This is a genomic window from Franconibacter sp. IITDAS19, from assembly GCF_023079515.1.
GTDB classification, from domain to species: Bacteria; Pseudomonadota; Gammaproteobacteria; order Enterobacterales; family Enterobacteriaceae; genus Franconibacter; species Franconibacter pulveris.
Genome location: NZ_JALJCP010000001.1, coordinates 763,323 through 781,144, shown reverse-complemented (window position 1 = coordinate 781,144; position 17,822 = coordinate 763,323). Strand labels below are relative to the sequence as shown.

The following is a 17,822-nucleotide window of genomic DNA, read 5'->3' as shown; positions in this document are numbered from 1 at the left end:
GGATCGGTTGCCATTATGTTGAGCCCCCTGCTTCGCCGCTATACCTGGAATAGCGTCTGGCTTTATAACATGCGCATCTTTATTGCGCTTAGCGGTACGGCGGCCCTGCCGTGGTGGCTGGGCGAGGTTAAGCTGACGATTCCGCTAACGCTTGGCGTGGTGGCCGCTGCGCTCACCGATCTCGACGATCGGCTGACCGGTCGCTTGCGCAATTTGATTATTACGCTGATTAGCTTTTTTATCGCCTCCGCTTCAGTGGAACTGCTTTTTCCCTGGCCATGGCTGTTCGCGTTGGGGCTAACGCTCTCGACCAGTGGTTTTATTTTGCTGGGGGGCCTTGGACAACGCTACGCCACTATCGCTTTTGGGGCACTGCTTACCGCCGTTTATACCATGCTCGGCGTTTCGCTTTATGAGCACTGGTACCAACAGCCGCTGCTGCTGTTGGCCGGAGCAGTCTGGTATAACCTGTTAACGCTGGCAGGCCATCTGATTTTCCCTATCCGTCCCCTGCAGGATAACCTTGCGCGTTGCTATGAACAGCTGGCGCACTATCTGGATATCAAATCCCGCTTCTTTGATCCGGATATTGAAAATGAAAGCCAGGTGCCGATGCTTGACCTCGCCATGGCGAATAGCCAGCTTGTGGGTACGCTGAACCAGACCAAAGCCTCGCTGCTTACCCGCCTGCGAGGCGATCGCGGACAACGTGGAACGCGCCGCACGCTTCATTACTATTTTGCGGCGCAGGATATCCACGAACGGGCCAGCTCATCTCATATTCAGTATCAGGCGCTGCGTGATAAGTTTCGTTACAGCGATATCATGTTTCGCTTCCAGCGTTTGCTTTCAATGCAGTCCCGCGCCTGCCAGCAACTGGCGCAATCCATTCTGTTGCGTACCCATTATCAGCACGACGTTCGCTTTGAGCGGGCTTTTACTCATCTGGAGGCAGCGCTTGACCGCGTCCAGGCGTCCGGAACTTCTGCCGCTGAAATGAAGGCGCTGGGTTTTCTTCTCACTAACCTCAGGGCTATCGATGCACAACTTGCCTCTATTGAATCGGAGCAGTGGCTGGAAACACCTGGTAGCGAGAATGAAAACCGTCTGGCAGATGACAGTCTGCACGGGTTCAGCGATATTCGCGAACGCCTGAGCCGCAACCTTACGCCGGAATCGGCGCTGTTTCGACACGCAGTGCGTATGTCTGTTGTGCTCTGCGTGGGTTACGCCTTTATTCAACTGACCGGTCTGCACCATGGCTACTGGATCCTCCTAACCAGTCTGTTTGTTTGCCAGCCCAACTACAACGCCACCCGGCACCGTCTGGCATTACGCGTCATCGGTACGTTGATTGGCGTCGCCCTGGGCCTGCCCATCCTCTATTTTGTGCCTTCGCTTGAAGGACAATTAGTGCTGATTGTGGTAACAGGGGTGCTGTTTTTTGTTTTCCGCACCGTGCAATACGCTCATGCCACCATGTTTATTACGCTGCTGGTGCTGCTCTGTTTTAACCTGCTCGGTGAGGGATTCGAGGTCGCGCTTCCGCGTATTGTAGATACATTGATCGGCTGCGCTATCGCCTGGGCGGCAGTGACGTTTATTTGGCCTGACTGGCGCTTCCGCCGTCTCCCGCTGGTGCTGGAGCGCGCCCTGAATGCTAACTGCCGTTACCTGGACGCCATTCTTGAACAATATCACCAGGGGCGTGACAACCGCCTGGAATACCGTATCGCACGCCGTGATGCGCACAACCGCGATGCTGAACTGGCTTCGGTGGTATCAAACATGTCGAGCGAACCGAAAGCGACTCCTGAACTCCGGGATGCCGCGTTTCGTTTACTCTGTCTGAACCATACCTTTACCAGTTATATTTCAGCCCTCGGGGCGCATCGTGAGAAGCTTGAACGGACGGAAGTCCTGACCCTGATTGATGATGCCGTTTGCTATGTGGATGATGCGCTGCACCATCAGCCTGCCGATGAAGTAAAAGTCCAGCACGCGCTTAATGACCTGGCGCAGCGCATCAATCAGATTGAACCCCGTCCAGACAGCAAAGAACCGCTGGTATTGCAGCAAATAGGTCTGCTTATTTCCCTGCTGCCGGAAATAAGCCGACTTCAGCAGCAGATACCTCAGGAGTGAAGCGGTTTCGAGTAACGTTGAAACCACTCGTTAAGTTCCCGGCGAATATCCGCCGGGAGCGCCGCTTCATGCGTTTCGGATAGGGCACCTTCAAGCGCATACAGTATTTTCAGTCCCAGGTTCTTATTAATTTTCCGTAGCCTTAACCAGCTCTCTTTAGCTCCGCAGGCGCGCAGCATTTCAACGTTTTTGATGCCAGCCTCCCACAGCAGCGTTTCCATTTGCAGCGTGAGATTAGGTAAATCCTTCAATCGCCTCTCTGTCTCTCGCTGCGCCCGTTCATGCTGTGCTCCTACAAGAGAAATCCAGGCTTGTTCTCGCAGTTGGATGGGGTTATTCCATAACGTGTCCCCGACAAGATAATAATTTAATGCTATTGAACGGCCGCGACGCGTGAATGTCAGCTGTTCAGCATTGCGCATCCAGCTTTGTTCTGCGCAAAGGACACTCATTCTTAGGTAAAAGCCCCCATCGGCTACCATGCCAAACATGGTGTTTTCGATCGATAAGCCATAGCCGCCAAACAAGGCACGGCTGCGGATCTGGCCCAGAGATGAAAGCGCACGCTGTACGTTACAGATAGTATCTTTAGAAATTTTATTCATGATTATCCCTTTCATATCAAACACTAATGAAAAAATTCCCTCTTAGTTCTTCCGCTAACTGGAACATATGCAACTTATCTCTCTTCGGCAATCCTAAAGTCACCATTGCATTCGATTGCAAATCAAAATTGCGAGGCGCTTTCAGAAATTTAGGTTGATCTTTGTCCCTTCCGGCAGTACTGTATATGCATACAGTAACCTGCGGAGCTGGATCTCTTATGTACTTTTCTCAACATCAACATCGCGCAGTAAATGGTCGCCAGATGGCTGCTAACACGGCAAACACAACGGCAGACGTAGAAATGAAAGGGTTGATAAGTGAAGTGATGTATCGAGAAGACCAGCCGTGGATGACACAACTGGTTTTATTGCCGCTGCTTCAGCAGTTAGGCCAGCAGTCTCGCTGGCAGTTGTGGCTGACGCCGCAACAGCGCCTGAGCCGTCAGTGGGTTCAGGCATCGGGTTTGCCTTTAACAAAAGTAATGCAGGTCAGCCAGATGGATCCCCATTTGACGATTAGTTCGATGATTCGCGCGCTCGAAACGGGAAACTATAGCGTGGTGATAGGCTGGCTATCACGCGATCTTAGCGATGATGAATATCGCCGCCTGACAGAAGCGGCGGAAAAGGGAAACGCAATGGGCTTTCTGATGCGCCCTACCCTGGCTACTCACGAGGGTCATCGACCTCGCTCAGGGTTAAAAATTCACTCAAGTTTGTATCATTAAGTTAATTTAAGACTAATCTTAGCATCATTTTTTACCCCTTACAGAGGCCTTGCCAGGTCATTAGCATGAAGCGCAATTAGCGGGCTGGACGGGTTTTAGCCGTGTTTTCAACGGCTAAATAAGTTCCTAAAATGTTAAAAAATGTGTTCGCAAGCGCTTTTTTTCATGTGTCTGACGGAGTTCACACTTGTAAGTTTTCAACTACGTTGTAGACTTTACCTCGCCAGGGTTGCTCTCATAAACCGAAAATATCGGTAGAGTTACATATTGAGCAATAACCCCGGTGAAGGATTTAACCGTGAACTTTTCGATCTGTTCATGGCCTTTTTGGATGATAACGAGGCGCAAAAAATGAAAAAGACAGCTATCGCGATTGCAGTGGCACTGGCTGGCTTCGCTACCGTAGCGCAGGCCGCACCGAAAGATAACACCTGGTATGCGGGTGGTAAGCTGGGTTGGTCCCAGTTCCACGATACCGGTTGGTATAACAGCTCCCTGAACAACGACGGCCCGACTCATGAGAGCCAGCTCGGTGCAGGTGCGTTCGGTGGTTACCAGGTTAACCCGTACGTTGGTTTCGAAATGGGTTACGACTGGCTGGGCCGTATGCCGTACAAAGGCGACACCATCAACGGCGCATTCAAAGCTCAGGGCGTACAGCTGACCGCGAAACTGGGTTACCCGGTAGCTGATAACCTGGACGTATACACTCGTCTGGGCGGCATGGTATGGCGCGCTGACTCCAGCAACAGCATTGCTGGCGACGACCACGACACCGGCGTTTCTCCGGTCTTCGCTGGCGGCGTAGAATGGGCGATGACCCGCGATATCGCTACCCGTCTGGAATACCAGTGGGTTAACAACATCGGCGACGGCAACACCGTTGGCGTTCGTCCGGACAACGGCATGCTGAGCGTAGGTGTTTCCTACCGTTTCGGCCAGCAGGAAGAAGCTGCTCCGGTAGTTGCTCCGGCTCCGGCTCCGGCTCCGGAAGTACAGACCAAACACTTTACCCTGAAGTCTGACGTTCTGTTCAACTTCAACAAATCTACTCTGAAACCGGAAGGTCAGCAGGCGCTGGATCAGCTGTACAGCCAGCTGAGCAACCTGGATCCGAAAGACGGTTCTGTAGTGGTTCTGGGCTTCACCGACCGTATCGGTTCTGACGCTTACAACCAGGGTCTGTCCGAGAAACGTGCTCAGTCTGTTGTTGACTACCTGATCTCTAAAGGTATCCCGTCCAACAAGATCTCCGCACGTGGTATGGGCGAATCCAACCCGGTTACCGGCAACACCTGTGACAACGTGAAAGCGCGTGCAGCTCTGATCGACTGCCTGGCGCCAGATCGTCGCGTTGAAATCGAAGTTAAAGGTATCAAAGACGTTGTAACTCAGCCGCAGGCTTAAGTTATACGTTAAAAAAACCCCGCTCCGGCGGGGTTTTTTATTATCAGCACTCGGCTTTTTTTAATCTTCCGATTTCTTACCTAACAACGCCTGTAAGTCTTGCTTCAGATTCGACATCTGACTTTCATATTTTTCTTTGCGTTCTGCATCTTCAATTAGCTGTACGATGGTTTCAGAAAGCGTAATGCCGCGACGCTGCGCAAGGCCTGCCAGACGTTGCCAGACCATAAACTCCAGATCGATTGATTTCTTACGGGTGTGCTGATGTTCGGCATTAAAATGACGCTTACGGCGTGCGCGTATAGTCTGCTTCATTCGGTTAAGCAGCGCCGGATTAATATGTTCATCTATCCAGCCAAGGACGCGCACAGGGTCGTTTTCCATCGCCAGTAAAAGGTTTACCGCTTCTTGAGCCGCGCTGGCTTCCTGGTAACGAGTGATAAGTTCCCCTTCCCGGTGTTTCTTTACCAGGTATTTCCACTTCCAGCCGCTTTCAAGATTTTCCAGTTGTTGATATTTCATTGCGATCTCAGGGTGACCGTGTAACTTGTTTCAGGATAACAGTTTTTCTTCGTTTCGCTGAAATGAATTGAACTACCGTGAACCTGTCACCGTTTATGGTGAGGCAGTGGGGGATTAACCGTGTGCAGGCGGAGCCATTGCGGTATAATCGCGCTTTTGACCATCAACCCAAAAAAGTAAACTTTGACCATAAATCGACTTTCATGGCGTGCGCTGGTTCCTGATACTGAACAATATCAGACACTATTTGCACAGCCCTTATCCGACACGGAAAATACACTGGAATTCGACACCCTACAGTCTCGTCTCTGTTATGGCCTGTCGCAACTCTGTCATCCTCGTTCTGCTTCTTCTTTTATGCTGGTTAAAGCGCCGGAAGAGCATGATTACCTTAAAATTATCGCCGCTGCGGCACGTAGTCAGTTTACCTTGCCGGAACAGCACTTTGGCGGTCATTATCAGATTGAAAGCAATAAGATTGCCTTTCTGCCAGCCAATAACCAGACAGGTGACTTTTGTACCACCGGCGAAGTGATAACTGCCGATTGGGTCGAAACCGAACAGCTGTTTGGTTGCGTCCGCCTGTTTAATGGCGAGATTACGCTGGAACCGGGGCTTGTCCATAAGGCGAACGGCGGCATTCTGGTTATTTCGCTTAAGACTCTGCTGTTACAGCCCCTTCTCTGGCTTCGTCTTAAGCAGATAGTCACCCACTCGCGCTTTGACTGGCTCTCGCCGGATGAGACTCGCCCGTTGCCTGTTTCAGTGCCTTCGCTGCCGCTGCAGTTAAAAGTCATTCTGGTAGGCGAGCGTGACTCCCTTGCTGATTTTCAGGAGATGGAGCCCGAACTCGCCTCTCTGGCCGTTTATAGCGAGTTCGAAGAGAACCTGCAACTTGCTGATGAAGAGTGCATGGCGAACTGGTGTCAATGGGTGCGCAGCGTAGCGCACGACGCCTCTCTTCCTTCGCCAGCGCCTGATGCCTGGGAAGCGCTTATCCGTGAAGCGGTTCGCTATACAGGCGATCAGGAGACGTTGCCGCTCTGTCCTCTATGGCTTACCCGTCAATTGAAAGAAGTTGCGCCCTATTGCGAAGGCGACCAATTCTCCGGTGATGAGATGGTGCAAATGCTTGAGCAACGCGCCTGGCGTGAAGGCTTCCTGCCGGAGCGTATGCAGGATGAGCTCCTGCTTGAGCAAATTCTGGTTGAAACGGAAGGTGAGCGGGTTGGTCAGATTAACGCGCTCTCGGTCATTGAGTTTCCGGGCCATCCTCGCGCTTTTGGTGAACCTTCGCGTATTAGCTGCGTGGTGCATATTGGCGACGGGGAATTTATTGATGTGGAGCGCAAGGCGGAGCTTGGCGGCAATATCCACGCCAAGGGCATGATGATCATGCAGGCGTTTTTAATGGCGGAGCTGCAGCTTGAACAGCAAATGCCCTTCTCCGCCTCTTTGACCTTCGAACAGTCCTACAATGAAGTAGATGGCGACAGTGCCTCTATGGCTGAACTCTGTGCGCTGATAAGCGCGCTGGCGGACGTGCCGTTACATCAGCATATCGCGATTACCGGCTCGGTAGATCAGTTTGGTCGCGCGCAGCCTGTTGGCGGGTTAAATGAAAAGATTGAAGGTTTCTTTAATCTGTGCCAGCAGCGTGGGCTTACCGGCAAGCAGGGCGCTATTATTCCGCTTGCCAACGTACGTCACCTTTGCCTCAACAGTGAAGTGCTGGAAGCGGTCAAGAACGAGCAATTTTCGCTATGGGCTATTGATGATGTTACCGATGCGCTGCCGCTGCTTACCACCCTGCCGTGGGACGGTGAAGGTAAGACGACATTAATACAGACGATTCAGGAGCGGATTGCTCAGGCTACACAAATGGAAGCACGCCACCGTTTTCCGTGGCCGCTGCGCTGGTTAGGCTGGTTCAGCCGTAACTGATCGGACTTGTTCAGCGTACACATGTTAGCTAACCTGCGTCCCTCACTAAAATAAGGCTGATTTAAGACATGGTAGACAAACGCGATTCCTATACGAAAGAAGATCTTCTTGCCTCTGGTCGCGGTGAACTGTTTGGCGCAAAAGGCCCGCAGTTGCCGGCTCCGAATATGCTGATGATGGACCGCGTGGTCAAAATGACCGAAACCGGTGGCAACTATGATAAAGGATATGTTGAAGCCGAACTCGATATCAATCCGGATATGTGGTTCTTCGGTTGCCATTTCATCGGCGATCCGGTGATGCCAGGCTGCCTCGGTCTCGACGCGATGTGGCAGTTAGTCGGTTTCTATCTGGGCTGGCTCGGCGGCGAAGGTAAAGGTCGCGCGCTGGGCGTGGGTGAAGTGAAATTTACCGGTCAGGTACTGCCTAGTGCGAAAAAAGTTACCTACCGCATCCACTTCAAACGCGTTGTAAACCGCCGTCTGGTAATGGGTATTGCTGATGGCGAAGTGCTGGTTGATGGTCATCTGATCTACAACGCAACCGATCTGAAAGTCGGTCTGTTCCAGGATACTTCTTCGTTCTGATAATCCCCCAGAACAGCGAAACCTCCGCAATGCGGAGGTTTCTTCCTTCTAAAGAGACAGGATCAGGCAATTACGGCCCTGTCCTCCATGGCTTCTCGCCAGCCTCCCAGCCAATGAGACTTTTGATTCAAAGCCTGATAAGGACACATTTCTTTTGATCGTCCGGTCATACCGGCTTGATAACCGCGTTGATGAGCCCGTTCCAGGCGATCTCGTTTTTGTCTCTTCATGCCTCGTTTCCCTCATTTTCAGTCTGGTGGAAAGAAAACAGTGATTACAAAATGTGCAACCACCCCTTACCAATACCTGCAAAAGCATGAGTCGTCAACGCGCAAAATTCACGCCAATGTCATATTTGTGAGCTATCAGAAAAATGCTTTGTACAAAGCGCGACGGGATGTTCAGGTATCCTGTTAAGGGCAAAAGAAAAGCCGCTGCCAGATAAGTCGTTCCCGCAGCGGCTTGAGGCCAGATTAAATATTCTTATGGCAGGCGGGATACTTCGCTGGCAATACTTTGTGCTGCCTGTTGCCAGCCGACCCCCAATGCTTTAACCATAGCGTCATACCCGTCCTGTTGCTGCTTGAGCTCAATATGGAAAGGCCGCTTAAGCAGTTGCCCCTGATGGTTGAGCAACCATTCGCCGCTAACGATAACGCGTCCGTCGTAACGTCCATGGAAGCCCGTTACATTGACGTTAAGCGTATCCTGTTCGCTGCCGAGCGGTTGAGCGGAGACTATCCAGCCAGGCAGTTGCCCGGTCAGGTTAGTCACCAGCGTGTTGCGCAGTTGCTGGTCGAGCGGGCTGGCCCAAAGGTTGCTGTTGGCAATATTATATTGAACCTCGGTCGTCTGGTACGCTACGCCGTTGCCAGCCAGGTAATCTGGAACGGCGACCTGTTCTACCCACAGCAGACGATTACTGTCGGTTGCGGCGCGCTGCGTGACCGTCTGCGAGGCGGCAGGCAGTTGATACCAGATAGTTTCATCCGTGCTGCTGCACGCACTCAGCGCAACAGCCATGATGACCGGGAGCCACTTTTTCATTCTTTTGCCCTCTTCGGCTGCGGATCTTTTTTATTCTTCGCTTCAAATACCAGCGCGTTGCTCTTCTCATTAAGGGTTCGCAGAACCGGCTGCAGCTCGCGCAATACCTGATCGAGGCGCTGCATATCGGCCACCATCTTGTTATAGGCGGCAGAACCCGGCTGGAAGCCCTGCATGCTGCGGTTAAGCTCGCGCAGAGTACGTTGCATATCCGCAGGCAGATTCTGCGTCGATTCGCTGGCGGTCAGCTTGTTGAGGTTATCAAGCGTAGTCTGGAGGCGACGCATGGTACGCTGGCTTTCACTTAGCGTATTGGTAGCCTGTTGGATCATTGGATTGAGCGGCAGATTGTTAATCTTGTCCAGCGTATCCATCAGGCGCTGCTGGATTTGCGCCAGCCCACCGCTGACGGTTGGAATAACCAGATAATTGTTAAACGACGGCATCTGGGTTACTGGCGGCGCTTTCGGATAGAAATCCAGATCGATATAAAGCTGTCCCGTTACGAGGTTGCCGGTTTTCAGCGAGGCGCGCAGACCGTTTTTAACCACGTCCGGCAGATGCTTGCCAATTTCTGGATCTTCACCAAATTGATTAGCCAGCCGCTCCGGCTCAATGCGGATTAAGACAGGAATACGATAATCTTTCCTGACAGCTTGTTTCATACCGGGAACAAAGTAGGGCACCTGGGCGACCGTCCCCAGACGAATGCCGCGGAACTCGACCGGCGCCCCGGCCTGCAGACCACGTATGCTGTCGTCAAAGAACAACAGGTAGTCGATATGATCGGTATAGAGCGACTCCTGGATGCTTCGCTGATCGTCGAATAATTTGAACTCTGACTTCTCAGCCACCACCTGACCAGGCTCCCATCCCTCCGGCACGTCGAAGCTGACGCCACCGCCAAAGAGTGTTGTCAGGGAACCCATCTCAACACGCATACCTGAAGCGCTGAGATCAACCGCAATGCCGCTGTCTTTCCAGAAGCGCACGTTGCTGGTCACCAGCCGATCGTTTGGCGCATTGATGAACAACTGATAGCTAATGCTGCGCTTTTGCGGATCAAAGGTGCTGGTTTCTACTGAACCTACACGATAACCGCGGAACAGCACCGGGTCCCCGGGCGTTAATTGTCCCGCTTTGTTGCTGTCGAGAATGACACGGATCCCTTTTGCATCTGGCGGCGCCAACGGCGGCGAGTCCAGCAGCTGATAATTATCCGGCTGCGCGCCCTTAGTGCCAGGCTGCAGTTCGATATAGGCGCCTGAAAGCAGCGTCCCAAGCCCACTGATGCCCTCACGGCCTACTTGCGGTTTTACTACCCAAAAGACAGAGTCTTTATGCAGCAGCTTTTCCATATCAGGGTTGAGGCGCGCTTTGATTTCCACATGGTGAAGGTCATCGGTCAGCACGGCGCTTTCCACTATCCCAACATCCACGCTGCGGCTCTTAATCGCCGTTTTTCCGCCTTCGATCCCTTCCGCGTTGGTGGTAATAAGTGTGACTTCCGGCCCCTGATGGCTGTAGTGATAGAACAGAATCCAGGCGCCAATCAACGCCGTTACGATGGGGAATATCCAGACCGGCGACCAGTTTTTCACCTTCTGCACTTTGGCTTCCCCGCTAGTTTTTTCCATGTTCCGAAGACTCCTCATGGTTTACATCTGGTTCGCGATCCCAGGACAAACGCGGATCGAAGGTCATGGCGGCAAACATCGTGATGATAACCACCATAGCGAACAACACTGCGCCCCAGGCAGGATAGATATTCATTAGCGCACCCATGCGCACCAGCGCAGAAAGCACGGCGATAACAAACACGTCTATCATTGACCAGCGACCAACGAATTCGACAATTTCATAAATCAAATGCATTCTCTCGCTATCGCGCCGCTTGCCGTGCCCTTTGGCATCCCAGCATAGCCAGGCGATGGCGATCATCTTTAAAGTAGGCACCATGATGCTGGCGATGAAAATCACCAGCGCGACGGGATAAGAACCATCGCTCCAGAGCAATATTACCCCGGCCATAATGGTGGATGGCATTTCATCGCCCAGCAGGCTGGTTATCATAATCGGCAGGATATTGGCAGGCAGATAGAGCAAAATGGCGGTGATAAGCAGCGCCATTGTCCATTGCAGACTGTTTTTACGACGCACATAGCCTACCGTATGGCAACGCGGGCAGCGCTTTTGCTCAGCAGGCAGAATGGCGGTACAGCAAGGGCAAGAGCGCAGCCCCTGACGAATACCGGGCACGCCAGTCTGAAACGCGCGTTCAATACGCGGCGCCGGCGCGATGTCGTCCCACAGCCATCGCCGGTCAACGCACTGAAAAGCGCGTAATTGCAGCAGGCAAAAGAAGCACCAGGCAGGGAAACTTGTGCCGACACCGATATCGCCATAAGCCATGAGTTTAACGAAACTCACCAGCACGCCTGCCAGAAAAATTTCCGCCATGCCCCAGCTTTTTAAGTCGAATAAGACTCGCGCCATGCCGCGCTTCAGCGCGGCAGGAAGCGGCACCCGGTTCACCAGCAGCAGAACAGCTATCAGGCAAAATGTCGGCACGCATTGCACAAACACCAGAAAAAACGTGCCGAGGCTTGCGTAATCTTCAGAGAACATGACGCCGGGGATTTCCAGCAAGTCCACTTCACTGGTCACCCCCGCCACTTTCATATTAACGAACGGAAAAAGGTTGGAGAGCAGCAGCATAAAGAGCGCGACCAACGCATAGGCTGAAGGGCGCTGGCGCGGCTCATCCCATTGCGTGGTGAGCGTTGTGCCGCAGCGCGGACACGCCGCCTTGCGTCCATTCTCCAGCGTCGGTATCTTCACCAGAAGATCGCACTGTGGGCAGAGTATATGCGCTGAAGCGTGATGGTGCTCATGCATGCCGGGGCTTCCTTATTTACTCACCGTTTTTCAGAGACTCCAGGTATTCCCAGCGTTCAAACGCTTCCTCGAGCGCTTTTTCCGCCGCCGCCAGCTCCTCCAGCACGCGCTGCGTGACATCGTGCGGCTGATTAAAGAACGCCGCGTCGCTTACCTGCGCCTGCAGAGCTTCCATCTCCGCCTCCAGCTTTTCCAGCCGCTCAGGCAATTGTTCCAGTTCACGCTGCAAGTTATAGCTTAGTTTGTTAGCGGCGCGTTTGACAGTTTCCGGCTTTGCGGCGGGCGCTGGCGTTGTTTTTTTCTGCGTCGGCTCACGCAGTGCAGCGCTTGCGGCCTGCTGACCACGCGCATCATGATAGCCGCCGACATACTGGCCGATGCGGCCTTCCCCCTCGAAAATCCAGCATTCAGTCACCGTATTGTCGACAAACTGGCGGTCATGGCTAACCAGCAGCACGGTGCCCTGATAACTGTCGATGAGCTCTTCAAGCAGCTCCAGCGTTTCCACGTCGAGATCGTTGGTGGGTTCGTCGAGGATGAGCAGGTTGCTGGGCTTGAGGAACAGGCGCGCCAGCAGCAGGCGGTTACGCTCGCCGCCAGAGAGCGCCCGGACCGGCGTCATGGCGCGTTTCGGGTGGAACAGAAAGTCCTGCAGGTAGCCCAGTACATGACGCGGCTTGCCGTTGACCATGACTTCCTGTTTGCCTTCAGCCAGGTTGTCCATCACGGTTCTTTCCGGGTCCAGCTCTGCGCGATGCTGGTCGAAATAGGCAACTTCAAGTTTGGTGCCCACGTGCACGCGGCCGCTGTCCGCGTTAAGCTGGCCGAGCATCAGCTTAAGCAGCGTGGTTTTGCCGCAGCCGTTAGGGCCAATCAGCGCGATTTTGTCGCTGCGCTGCACCTGGGCGCTGAAATCTTTCACCAGCACCCGGTCGGCCAGGCGGTAGCTGACCTCTTCCAGTTCGAAAACAATTTTGCCTGAACGGGTCGCCTCTTCCACCTGCATCTTCGCGCTGCCCATCACGTCACGGCGTTCGCTGCGTTCACGGCGCATCGCTTTTAGCGCACGGACGCGCCCTTCGTTACGGGTGCGGCGAGCTTTAATGCCCTGGCGGATCCACACCTCTTCCTGTGCCAGCTTGCGATCGAATTCTGCGTTTTGCAGCTCTTCCACCCGCAGCGCTTCTTCTTTAGCGAGCAGATATTTATCGTAATCGCCAGGATAAGAGACCAGCTTGCCGCGATCCAGGTCAACGATGCGCGTCGCCATGTTGCGAATAAAGGAGCGGTCGTGAGAGATGAAAACAATGCTGCCGGAGAAGGTTTTCAGGAATCCCTCCAGCCAGTCGATAGTTTCAATATCCAGATGGTTAGTCGGTTCGTCGAGCAGCAGCACGCGCGGCCCGCTGACCAGCGCGCGACCAAGCGCGGCTTTGCGCAGCCAGCCGCCGGAAAGCGAGGCGAGCGGCGCATCGGCGTCCAGACCAAGCTGCGCCAGCACTTCGGTGATGCGGCTGTCTAGCTGCCACAGGCCGTGATGATCGAGCATTTCCTGCACCTGCGCCAGTTCAGCCAGGTTTTTCTCGCTTGGATCGCTCATCACTTTATGGGAGAGCTCGTGGTAGCGCTTGAGGTATTCCGCCTGCGCTTCCACCCCTTCGGCAACAAAGTCGTATACGCTGCCGACGACATCGCGCGGAGGATCTTGTTGCAGACGAGCCACAATCAGATCCTGTTCGTAGATAATTCGGCCATCGTCCAGCGGCACTTCACGGTTCAAAATTTTCATCAGGGTCGATTTGCCGGCCCCGTTGCGCCCGACCAGACAGACACGTTCATTTTCCTCGATATGCAGTTCAGCGTTATCGAGAAGCGGCGCATCGCTGAAGGAGAGCCAGGCGCCATGCATACTGATTAAAGACATACTTCGTTATTCCTTACCGGCGTGGGTGACCAGCCAGCAATTGTGAATGTGACGGTTACGGGCAAAATCCTGCGACTGGGTTTTCTGCGTAATTTCCTGCGCCTGAAGTCCCAGCGCCGCTATACCCTCGTGGTCCATGCGAAAGCCGCGCTTGTTGTTGGAGAACATAATGGTGCCGCCTTTTCTTAACATCCGCTTGAGATCCTTCATCAGTTGCAGATGGTCGCGCTGCACGTCAAATGCCTCATCCATACGTTTTGAGTTAGAAAACGTCGGCGGGTCGATAAAAATCAGATCGAACTGTTCATTCGCTTCGCGCAGCCAGCTCAGGCAATCTGCCTGAATAAGCCGGTGAGCCCGCCCGCTTAACCCATTAAGGCGCAAGTTTCGCTCTGCCCACTCCAGATAAGTGCGCGACATATCGACTGTAGTCGTAGACCGGGCGCCGCCCAGGCCCGCATGAACGCTGGCGCTGCCGGTATAAGAAAAAAGATTCAGGAAATCTTTGCCTTTACTCATCTCACCCAGCATACGACGGGCAATGCGATGGTCGAGAAACAGGCCCGTATCGAGATAATCCGTCAGGTTTACCCACAGGCGCGCGTTATATTCCCGCACCTCCATAAATTCGCCCTTCTCCGCCATCTTCTGATACTGGTTCTTGCCTTTCTGACGCTCGCGGGTTTTCAGCACCAGTTTATTCGGCGCCAGGCCCAGCACGGAAATTGTCGCGGCGATCACGTCGAACAGGCGCTGGCGCGCTTTCGCCGGGTCGATGGTCTTTGGCGGCGCATACTCCTGAATCACCACCCAGTCGGCATAGCGGTCTACCGCCACGTTGTAGTCCGGCAGGTCGGCATCATAAATGCGATAGCACTCGATTCCCTCCTGCTTTGCCCATTTATCCAGCTTTTTAAGATTTTTGCGTAGGCGATTGGCATAATCCTCGGCCAGTTGCGCAGGCTCCGCGCCTGCCGCCGTTTCCGCCAGCTGATAGTTTTTCTGTACGCAGTCGAGCGGGCCGTTTTTCGCTTTAAACTGGCGGTCGGCGCGCAGTTGCAGGCAACTTAATAACTCCGGCGAGGCGCTGAAGAGGGAAAGCTTCCAGCCGCCGAACTGGCTTTTCATGGTTCGGCCAAGCAGGCTGTGCAGTGCGATCAGCGCGGGTTCGCTTTCCAGGCGTTCGCCGTAAGGCGGGTTGCTGATAACGGCGCCGTGCGGCCCCTCCGGCTGCGGGTTTTTCAACTGCGCGACATCCTGCACGGAGAAAGCAATAAGATCCGCAAGACCGGCGCGACGGGCGTTAGTGCGGGCGCGCTCAATGACGCGCGGGTCGTTATCCGATCCATAAAAGCGCGACGCGTATTCGCTAAGCCCGCGGCGGGCGCGGACTTGCGCTTCGGTTTTTACCGCTTTCCACGTGTTTTCGTCGTGCTGCGACCAGCCGGTAAAGCCCCAGCGGGTGCGATGCAGGCCCGGCGCGCGATCGGTGGCGATCATGGCCGCCTCAATCAGCAACGTGCCGGAACCGCACATTGGGTCCAGCAGCGGCGTGCCCGGCTGCCAGCCGGAACGCATGACGATGGCCGCCGCCAGGTTTTCTTTAATCGGCGCCTGGCCTGTGCGATCGCGGTAGCCGCGCTGATGCAGCCCTTCGCCGCTAAGGTCGATGGCGATGCTGGCGGTTTCTTTATTCAACCAGACGTTGATGCGCAGGTCCGGCGCTTCGCGATCGACCGTCGGGCGCGGCAGATTTTTACGGGTAAAGGCATCGACGATGGCGTCTTTTACCTTCATCGCCCCGTACTGGCTGTTGCGGATGGTGTCATTCAGACCGCTGAAGTGAACGGCGAAGGTAGCATCCGGCGCCAGAAGCGAGGTCCAGTCGATAGCCTGAACGCCGAGATAAAGGTCCAGGTCGCTGTAAACTTTGCATTCGCCGAGCGGCAGCAAAATACGTGAAGCGAGACGGCTCCACATCAGGCTCTGGTAAAGCAGCGTAGTGTCGCCTTCGAAATGCACGCCACCCTGAACCACCTGACAACGCTCGGCGCCGAGGCTCTCCAGTTCAGTTTTTAACAGCTCTTCCAGACCACGCGCCGTACTGGCAAACAAAGAATTCATATCGTCACTTCGGTAAAAAGAAAATTGTTGCGCATTATAGCTAATCCACCACGCATGTCATAAAGTTGCCCTTTTATTTGTTCAGGCATGGAGGGCGTAATGATCGCACTGTCACGGCTTTATATTCACCCGGTAAAATCGATGCGCGGTATTCAGCTGTCGCACGCGCTGGCGGATGTCAGCGGCCTCGCTTTCGACCGCATTTTTATGGTGACCGAGACGGATGGCACCTTTATTACCGCACGCCAGCATCCGCAAATGGTATTGTTCACGCCCGCCATGCTGCATGACGGCCTCTACCTCGCCGCGCCGGACGGCAGTTCCGCGACGATTCGCTTTGCCGACTTTGCGCCTGAACCATCGCCTACCGAAGTGTGGGGCAACCACTTCACTGCGCTGATCGCGCCTGCTGCCATTAATCGCTGGCTGAGCGGATTTTTCGGGCGTGACGTGCAGCTGCGCTGGGTCGGCCCGGCGCTTACCCGTCGGGTGAAGCGTCACCAGGAAGTGCCGCTCTCCTTCGCCGACGGTTACCCCTATCTGCTCACCAACGAAGCTTCGCTGCGCGACCTGCAAAACCGCTGTAAGGCAAGCGTCGCCATGAACCAGTTTCGCCCAAACCTGGTGGTCAGCGGTGCCAGCGCCTGGGAAGAAGATAGCTGGAAAGTCGTGCGCATCGGCGAGGTAGTCTTTGATGTCGCCAAGCCCTGCAGCCGCTGCATTTTTACGACCGTCAGCCCTGAAAAAGGACGTAAACATCCCGCTGGCGAACCGCTGGCGACGCTGCAAACTTTCCGTACCGCCCAGGATAATGGCGATGTCGATTTTGGCCAAAACCTGATTGCCCGCAACAGCGGCATCGTGCGCGTAGGCGATGAAGTAGAAATCCTTGAGCGCAAACCGGCAAAAGGGTATGGCGCCGGTGAAGTGGCGGAAAGCATCGCGACGCAAAGCGTACCCGAAGGCGTGGTAGAGATTGAATGGCAGGGACAAACCTTTCGCGGCAATAACCAGCAGATACTGCTGGAACAGCTGGAGCAGCAGGGCATCCGCGTCCCCTACTCCTGTCGGGCGGGCATTTGCGGCAGTTGCCGCATTACGCTTGTCGAAGGTGAAGTGCAGCCGCTTAAGCAGAACGCCGTTCGCGACGACGGCACCATTTTATGCTGTAGCTGCGTGCCGCGGGGCCCGGTAAAGCTTGCGGGTTAAACGGCTTGATCGAGGCTGAGGCTTTCCGGCGCCGCCTGAAGCTTCAGCCTGTCGTTCATGATTTTGATCGCATCGCCAAGCTGCATAGCGCGCCCGGCAAGATTCAGCGCAGGCTGTGCCAGCAGGCAAAGCGTCGCGTTCTCGCCCGGCTCCACCACCAGCAGGTTTACCGGCTCTGAGGTATCGCTCAGCCAGACACAAGCGGCGTCGCCACAGCGCGGCGTATCGCTATCGCCATGAGAAATAAAGTGCCAGCTTTTCGGCATTTGCGGCTTAAGAAAGCGGATAGCGACCAGCGCGTTCAGCACCAGCTCCGCACGCTGCTCGGCGCTAAGCAGCAGGTCGCGGCATTTTTCTTCAAAGGAGAAATAGAGGGCGGCGTCATCAACGCAAAAGCCAGCGGGTGAAAAGGCATCCGGCGTGAGCATTTTACGAGCGAAGCGTGAGCGAAAGATCATACCATTGGCCAGATCGAGCATCATCCGATCGTGCTCTTCATCAAAATACCAACGCCAGTTATCGTCCGGCTTAATCCGCATAATTTGCCCCCAACCGCTTAAATGCCAACGAATATCTCTCTTTTTGCCGCTGCGTTTATTCTCTGAAAAAACAAAATAGTACAAAAGTATAAATAAGCAACATCTGGCGGACTATAAAACAACCAGGGCTGAAAATAAAGCCC

15 protein-coding genes are annotated in these 17,822 nt (G+C 54.2%); 6 read left to right on the top strand and 9 right to left on the bottom strand.

Going from position 1 to position 17,822, the window contains the following annotated elements:
- The first annotated feature begins 12 nt into the window (after positions 1-12).
- Positions 13-2,145 carry a YccS family putative transporter gene (gene yccS / locus MT962_RS03795; RefSeq protein ID WP_024556958.1) on the top strand — a complete coding sequence of 711 codons (2,133 nt, stop codon included), beginning with the start codon at positions 13-15 and terminating at the stop codon, positions 2,143-2,145.
- Here the strand turns inward: yccS and MT962_RS03790 are convergent.
- Entirely contained in the window at positions 2,136-2,750 is a 615-nt protein-coding gene (locus tag MT962_RS03790; RefSeq protein WP_024556959.1) for a TfoX/Sxy family DNA transformation protein, read from the bottom strand. The genes yccS and MT962_RS03790 overlap by 10 nt on opposite strands.
- A gap of 218 nt (positions 2,751-2,968) precedes the next feature.
- On the opposite strand from MT962_RS03790, the gene sulA reads away from it, so the two are divergent.
- Positions 2,969-3,478, top strand: coding sequence for an SOS-induced cell division inhibitor SulA (sulA, locus tag MT962_RS03785; RefSeq protein ID WP_024556960.1), 510 nt, complete (start codon positions 2,969-2,971; stop codon positions 3,476-3,478).
- 351 nt (positions 3,479-3,829) lie between these two features.
- Positions 3,830-4,885 carry a porin OmpA gene (gene ompA / locus MT962_RS03780; RefSeq protein ID WP_125454262.1) on the top strand — a complete coding sequence of 352 codons (1,056 nt, stop codon included), beginning with the start codon at positions 3,830-3,832 and terminating at the stop codon, positions 4,883-4,885.
- 60 nt (positions 4,886-4,945) lie between these two features.
- On the opposite strand, the gene matP is transcribed toward ompA, so the two are convergent.
- Positions 4,946-5,407, bottom strand: a complete 462-nt coding sequence (gene matP, locus MT962_RS03775; protein ID WP_024556962.1) for a macrodomain Ter protein MatP — start codon at positions 5,405-5,407, stop codon at positions 4,946-4,948.
- 183 nt (positions 5,408-5,590) lie between these two features.
- On the opposite strand from matP, the gene MT962_RS03770 reads away from it, so the two are divergent.
- The gene (locus MT962_RS03770; protein ID WP_247364627.1) at positions 5,591-7,351 is read left to right on the top strand and encodes a Lon protease family protein; all 1,761 of its coding nucleotides are present in this window, start codon (positions 5,591-5,593) and stop codon (positions 7,349-7,351) included.
- A 68-nt stretch (positions 7,352-7,419) separates the two neighbouring features.
- Positions 7,420-7,938: a bifunctional 3-hydroxydecanoyl-ACP dehydratase/trans-2-decenoyl-ACP isomerase gene (fabA, locus tag MT962_RS03765; protein ID WP_024556964.1), complete on the top strand. Its 519-nt coding sequence runs from the start codon at positions 7,420-7,422 to the stop codon at positions 7,936-7,938.
- Positions 7,939-8,000: 62 nt separating this feature from the next.
- Here fabA and rmf read toward each other — a convergent pair whose 3' ends face one another.
- The 6 genes from rmf to rlmKL all read right to left on the bottom strand — a co-directional run bounded on the left by rmf (position 8,001) and on the right by rlmKL (position 15,931).
- On the bottom strand, positions 8,001-8,168 hold the full coding sequence (rmf, locus tag MT962_RS03760; RefSeq protein WP_049294256.1) for a ribosome modulation factor: 168 nt from the start codon (positions 8,166-8,168) through the stop codon (positions 8,001-8,003).
- Between the two features lie 253 nt (positions 8,169-8,421).
- Positions 8,422-8,985, bottom strand: coding sequence for a membrane integrity-associated transporter subunit PqiC (pqiC, locus tag MT962_RS03755; protein ID WP_247364625.1), 564 nt, complete (start codon positions 8,983-8,985; stop codon positions 8,422-8,424).
- Positions 8,982-10,622 carry an intermembrane transport protein PqiB gene (pqiB, locus tag MT962_RS03750; RefSeq protein WP_034882028.1) on the bottom strand — a complete coding sequence of 547 codons (1,641 nt, stop codon included), beginning with the start codon at positions 10,620-10,622 and terminating at the stop codon, positions 8,982-8,984. The genes pqiC and pqiB overlap by 4 nt, the downstream gene beginning before the upstream one ends.
- A complete protein-coding gene (gene pqiA / locus MT962_RS03745; protein WP_024556967.1) occupies positions 10,609-11,883 on the bottom strand; it encodes a membrane integrity-associated transporter subunit PqiA in 1,275 nt (424 codons plus the stop codon). The genes pqiB and pqiA overlap by 14 nt, the downstream gene beginning before the upstream one ends.
- 16 nt (positions 11,884-11,899) lie before the next feature.
- Positions 11,900-13,807, bottom strand: coding sequence for an ABC transporter ATP-binding protein (locus MT962_RS03740; RefSeq protein WP_024556968.1), 1,908 nt, complete (start codon positions 13,805-13,807; stop codon positions 11,900-11,902).
- A gap of 6 nt (positions 13,808-13,813) precedes the next feature.
- Positions 13,814-15,931, bottom strand: a complete 2,118-nt coding sequence (rlmKL, locus tag MT962_RS03735; protein ID WP_024560855.1) for a bifunctional 23S rRNA (guanine(2069)-N(7))-methyltransferase RlmK/23S rRNA (guanine(2445)-N(2))-methyltransferase RlmL — start codon at positions 15,929-15,931, stop codon at positions 13,814-13,816.
- A gap of 99 nt (positions 15,932-16,030) precedes the next feature.
- On the opposite strand from rlmKL, the gene MT962_RS03730 reads away from it, so the two are divergent.
- A complete protein-coding gene (locus MT962_RS03730) occupies positions 16,031-17,140 on the top strand; it encodes a YcbX family protein (RefSeq protein WP_024560856.1) in 1,110 nt (369 codons plus the stop codon).
- Here the strand turns inward: MT962_RS03730 and zapC are convergent.
- Positions 17,137-17,679, bottom strand: coding sequence for a cell division protein ZapC (zapC, locus tag MT962_RS03725; RefSeq protein ID WP_024556971.1), 543 nt, complete (start codon positions 17,677-17,679; stop codon positions 17,137-17,139). The genes MT962_RS03730 and zapC overlap by 4 nt on opposite strands.
- Positions 17,680-17,822: the final 143 nt, after the last annotated feature.

Coding starts and splice junctions, on each gene's coding strand:
- MT962_RS03790 (WP_024556959.1), bottom strand. CDS start 2,750: ATGAATAAAATTTCTAAAGATACTATCTGTAACGTACAGCGTGCGCTT.
- sulA (WP_024556960.1), top strand. CDS start 2,969: ATGTACTTTTCTCAACATCAACATCGCGCAGTAAATGGTCGCCAGATG.
- ompA (WP_125454262.1), top strand. CDS start 3,830: ATGAAAAAGACAGCTATCGCGATTGCAGTGGCACTGGCTGGCTTCGCT.
- matP (WP_024556962.1), bottom strand. CDS start 5,407: ATGAAATATCAACAACTGGAAAATCTTGAAAGCGGCTGGAAGTGGAAA.
- fabA (WP_024556964.1), top strand. CDS start 7,420: ATGGTAGACAAACGCGATTCCTATACGAAAGAAGATCTTCTTGCCTCT.
- rmf (WP_049294256.1), bottom strand. CDS start 8,168: ATGAAGAGACAAAAACGAGATCGCCTGGAACGGGCTCATCAACGCGGT.
- pqiC (WP_247364625.1), bottom strand. CDS start 8,985: ATGAAAAAGTGGCTCCCGGTCATCATGGCTGTTGCGCTGAGTGCGTGC.
- pqiB (WP_034882028.1), bottom strand. CDS start 10,622: ATGGAAAAAACTAGCGGGGAAGCCAAAGTGCAGAAGGTGAAAAACTGG.
- pqiA (WP_024556967.1), bottom strand. CDS start 11,883: ATGCATGAGCACCATCACGCTTCAGCGCATATACTCTGCCCACAGTGC.
- MT962_RS03740 (WP_024556968.1), bottom strand. CDS start 13,807: ATGTCTTTAATCAGTATGCATGGCGCCTGGCTCTCCTTCAGCGATGCG.
- rlmKL (WP_024560855.1), bottom strand. CDS start 15,931: ATGAATTCTTTGTTTGCCAGTACGGCGCGTGGTCTGGAAGAGCTGTTA.
- MT962_RS03730 (WP_024560856.1), top strand. CDS start 16,031: ATGATCGCACTGTCACGGCTTTATATTCACCCGGTAAAATCGATGCGC.
- zapC (WP_024556971.1), bottom strand. CDS start 17,679: ATGCGGATTAAGCCGGACGATAACTGGCGTTGGTATTTTGATGAAGAG.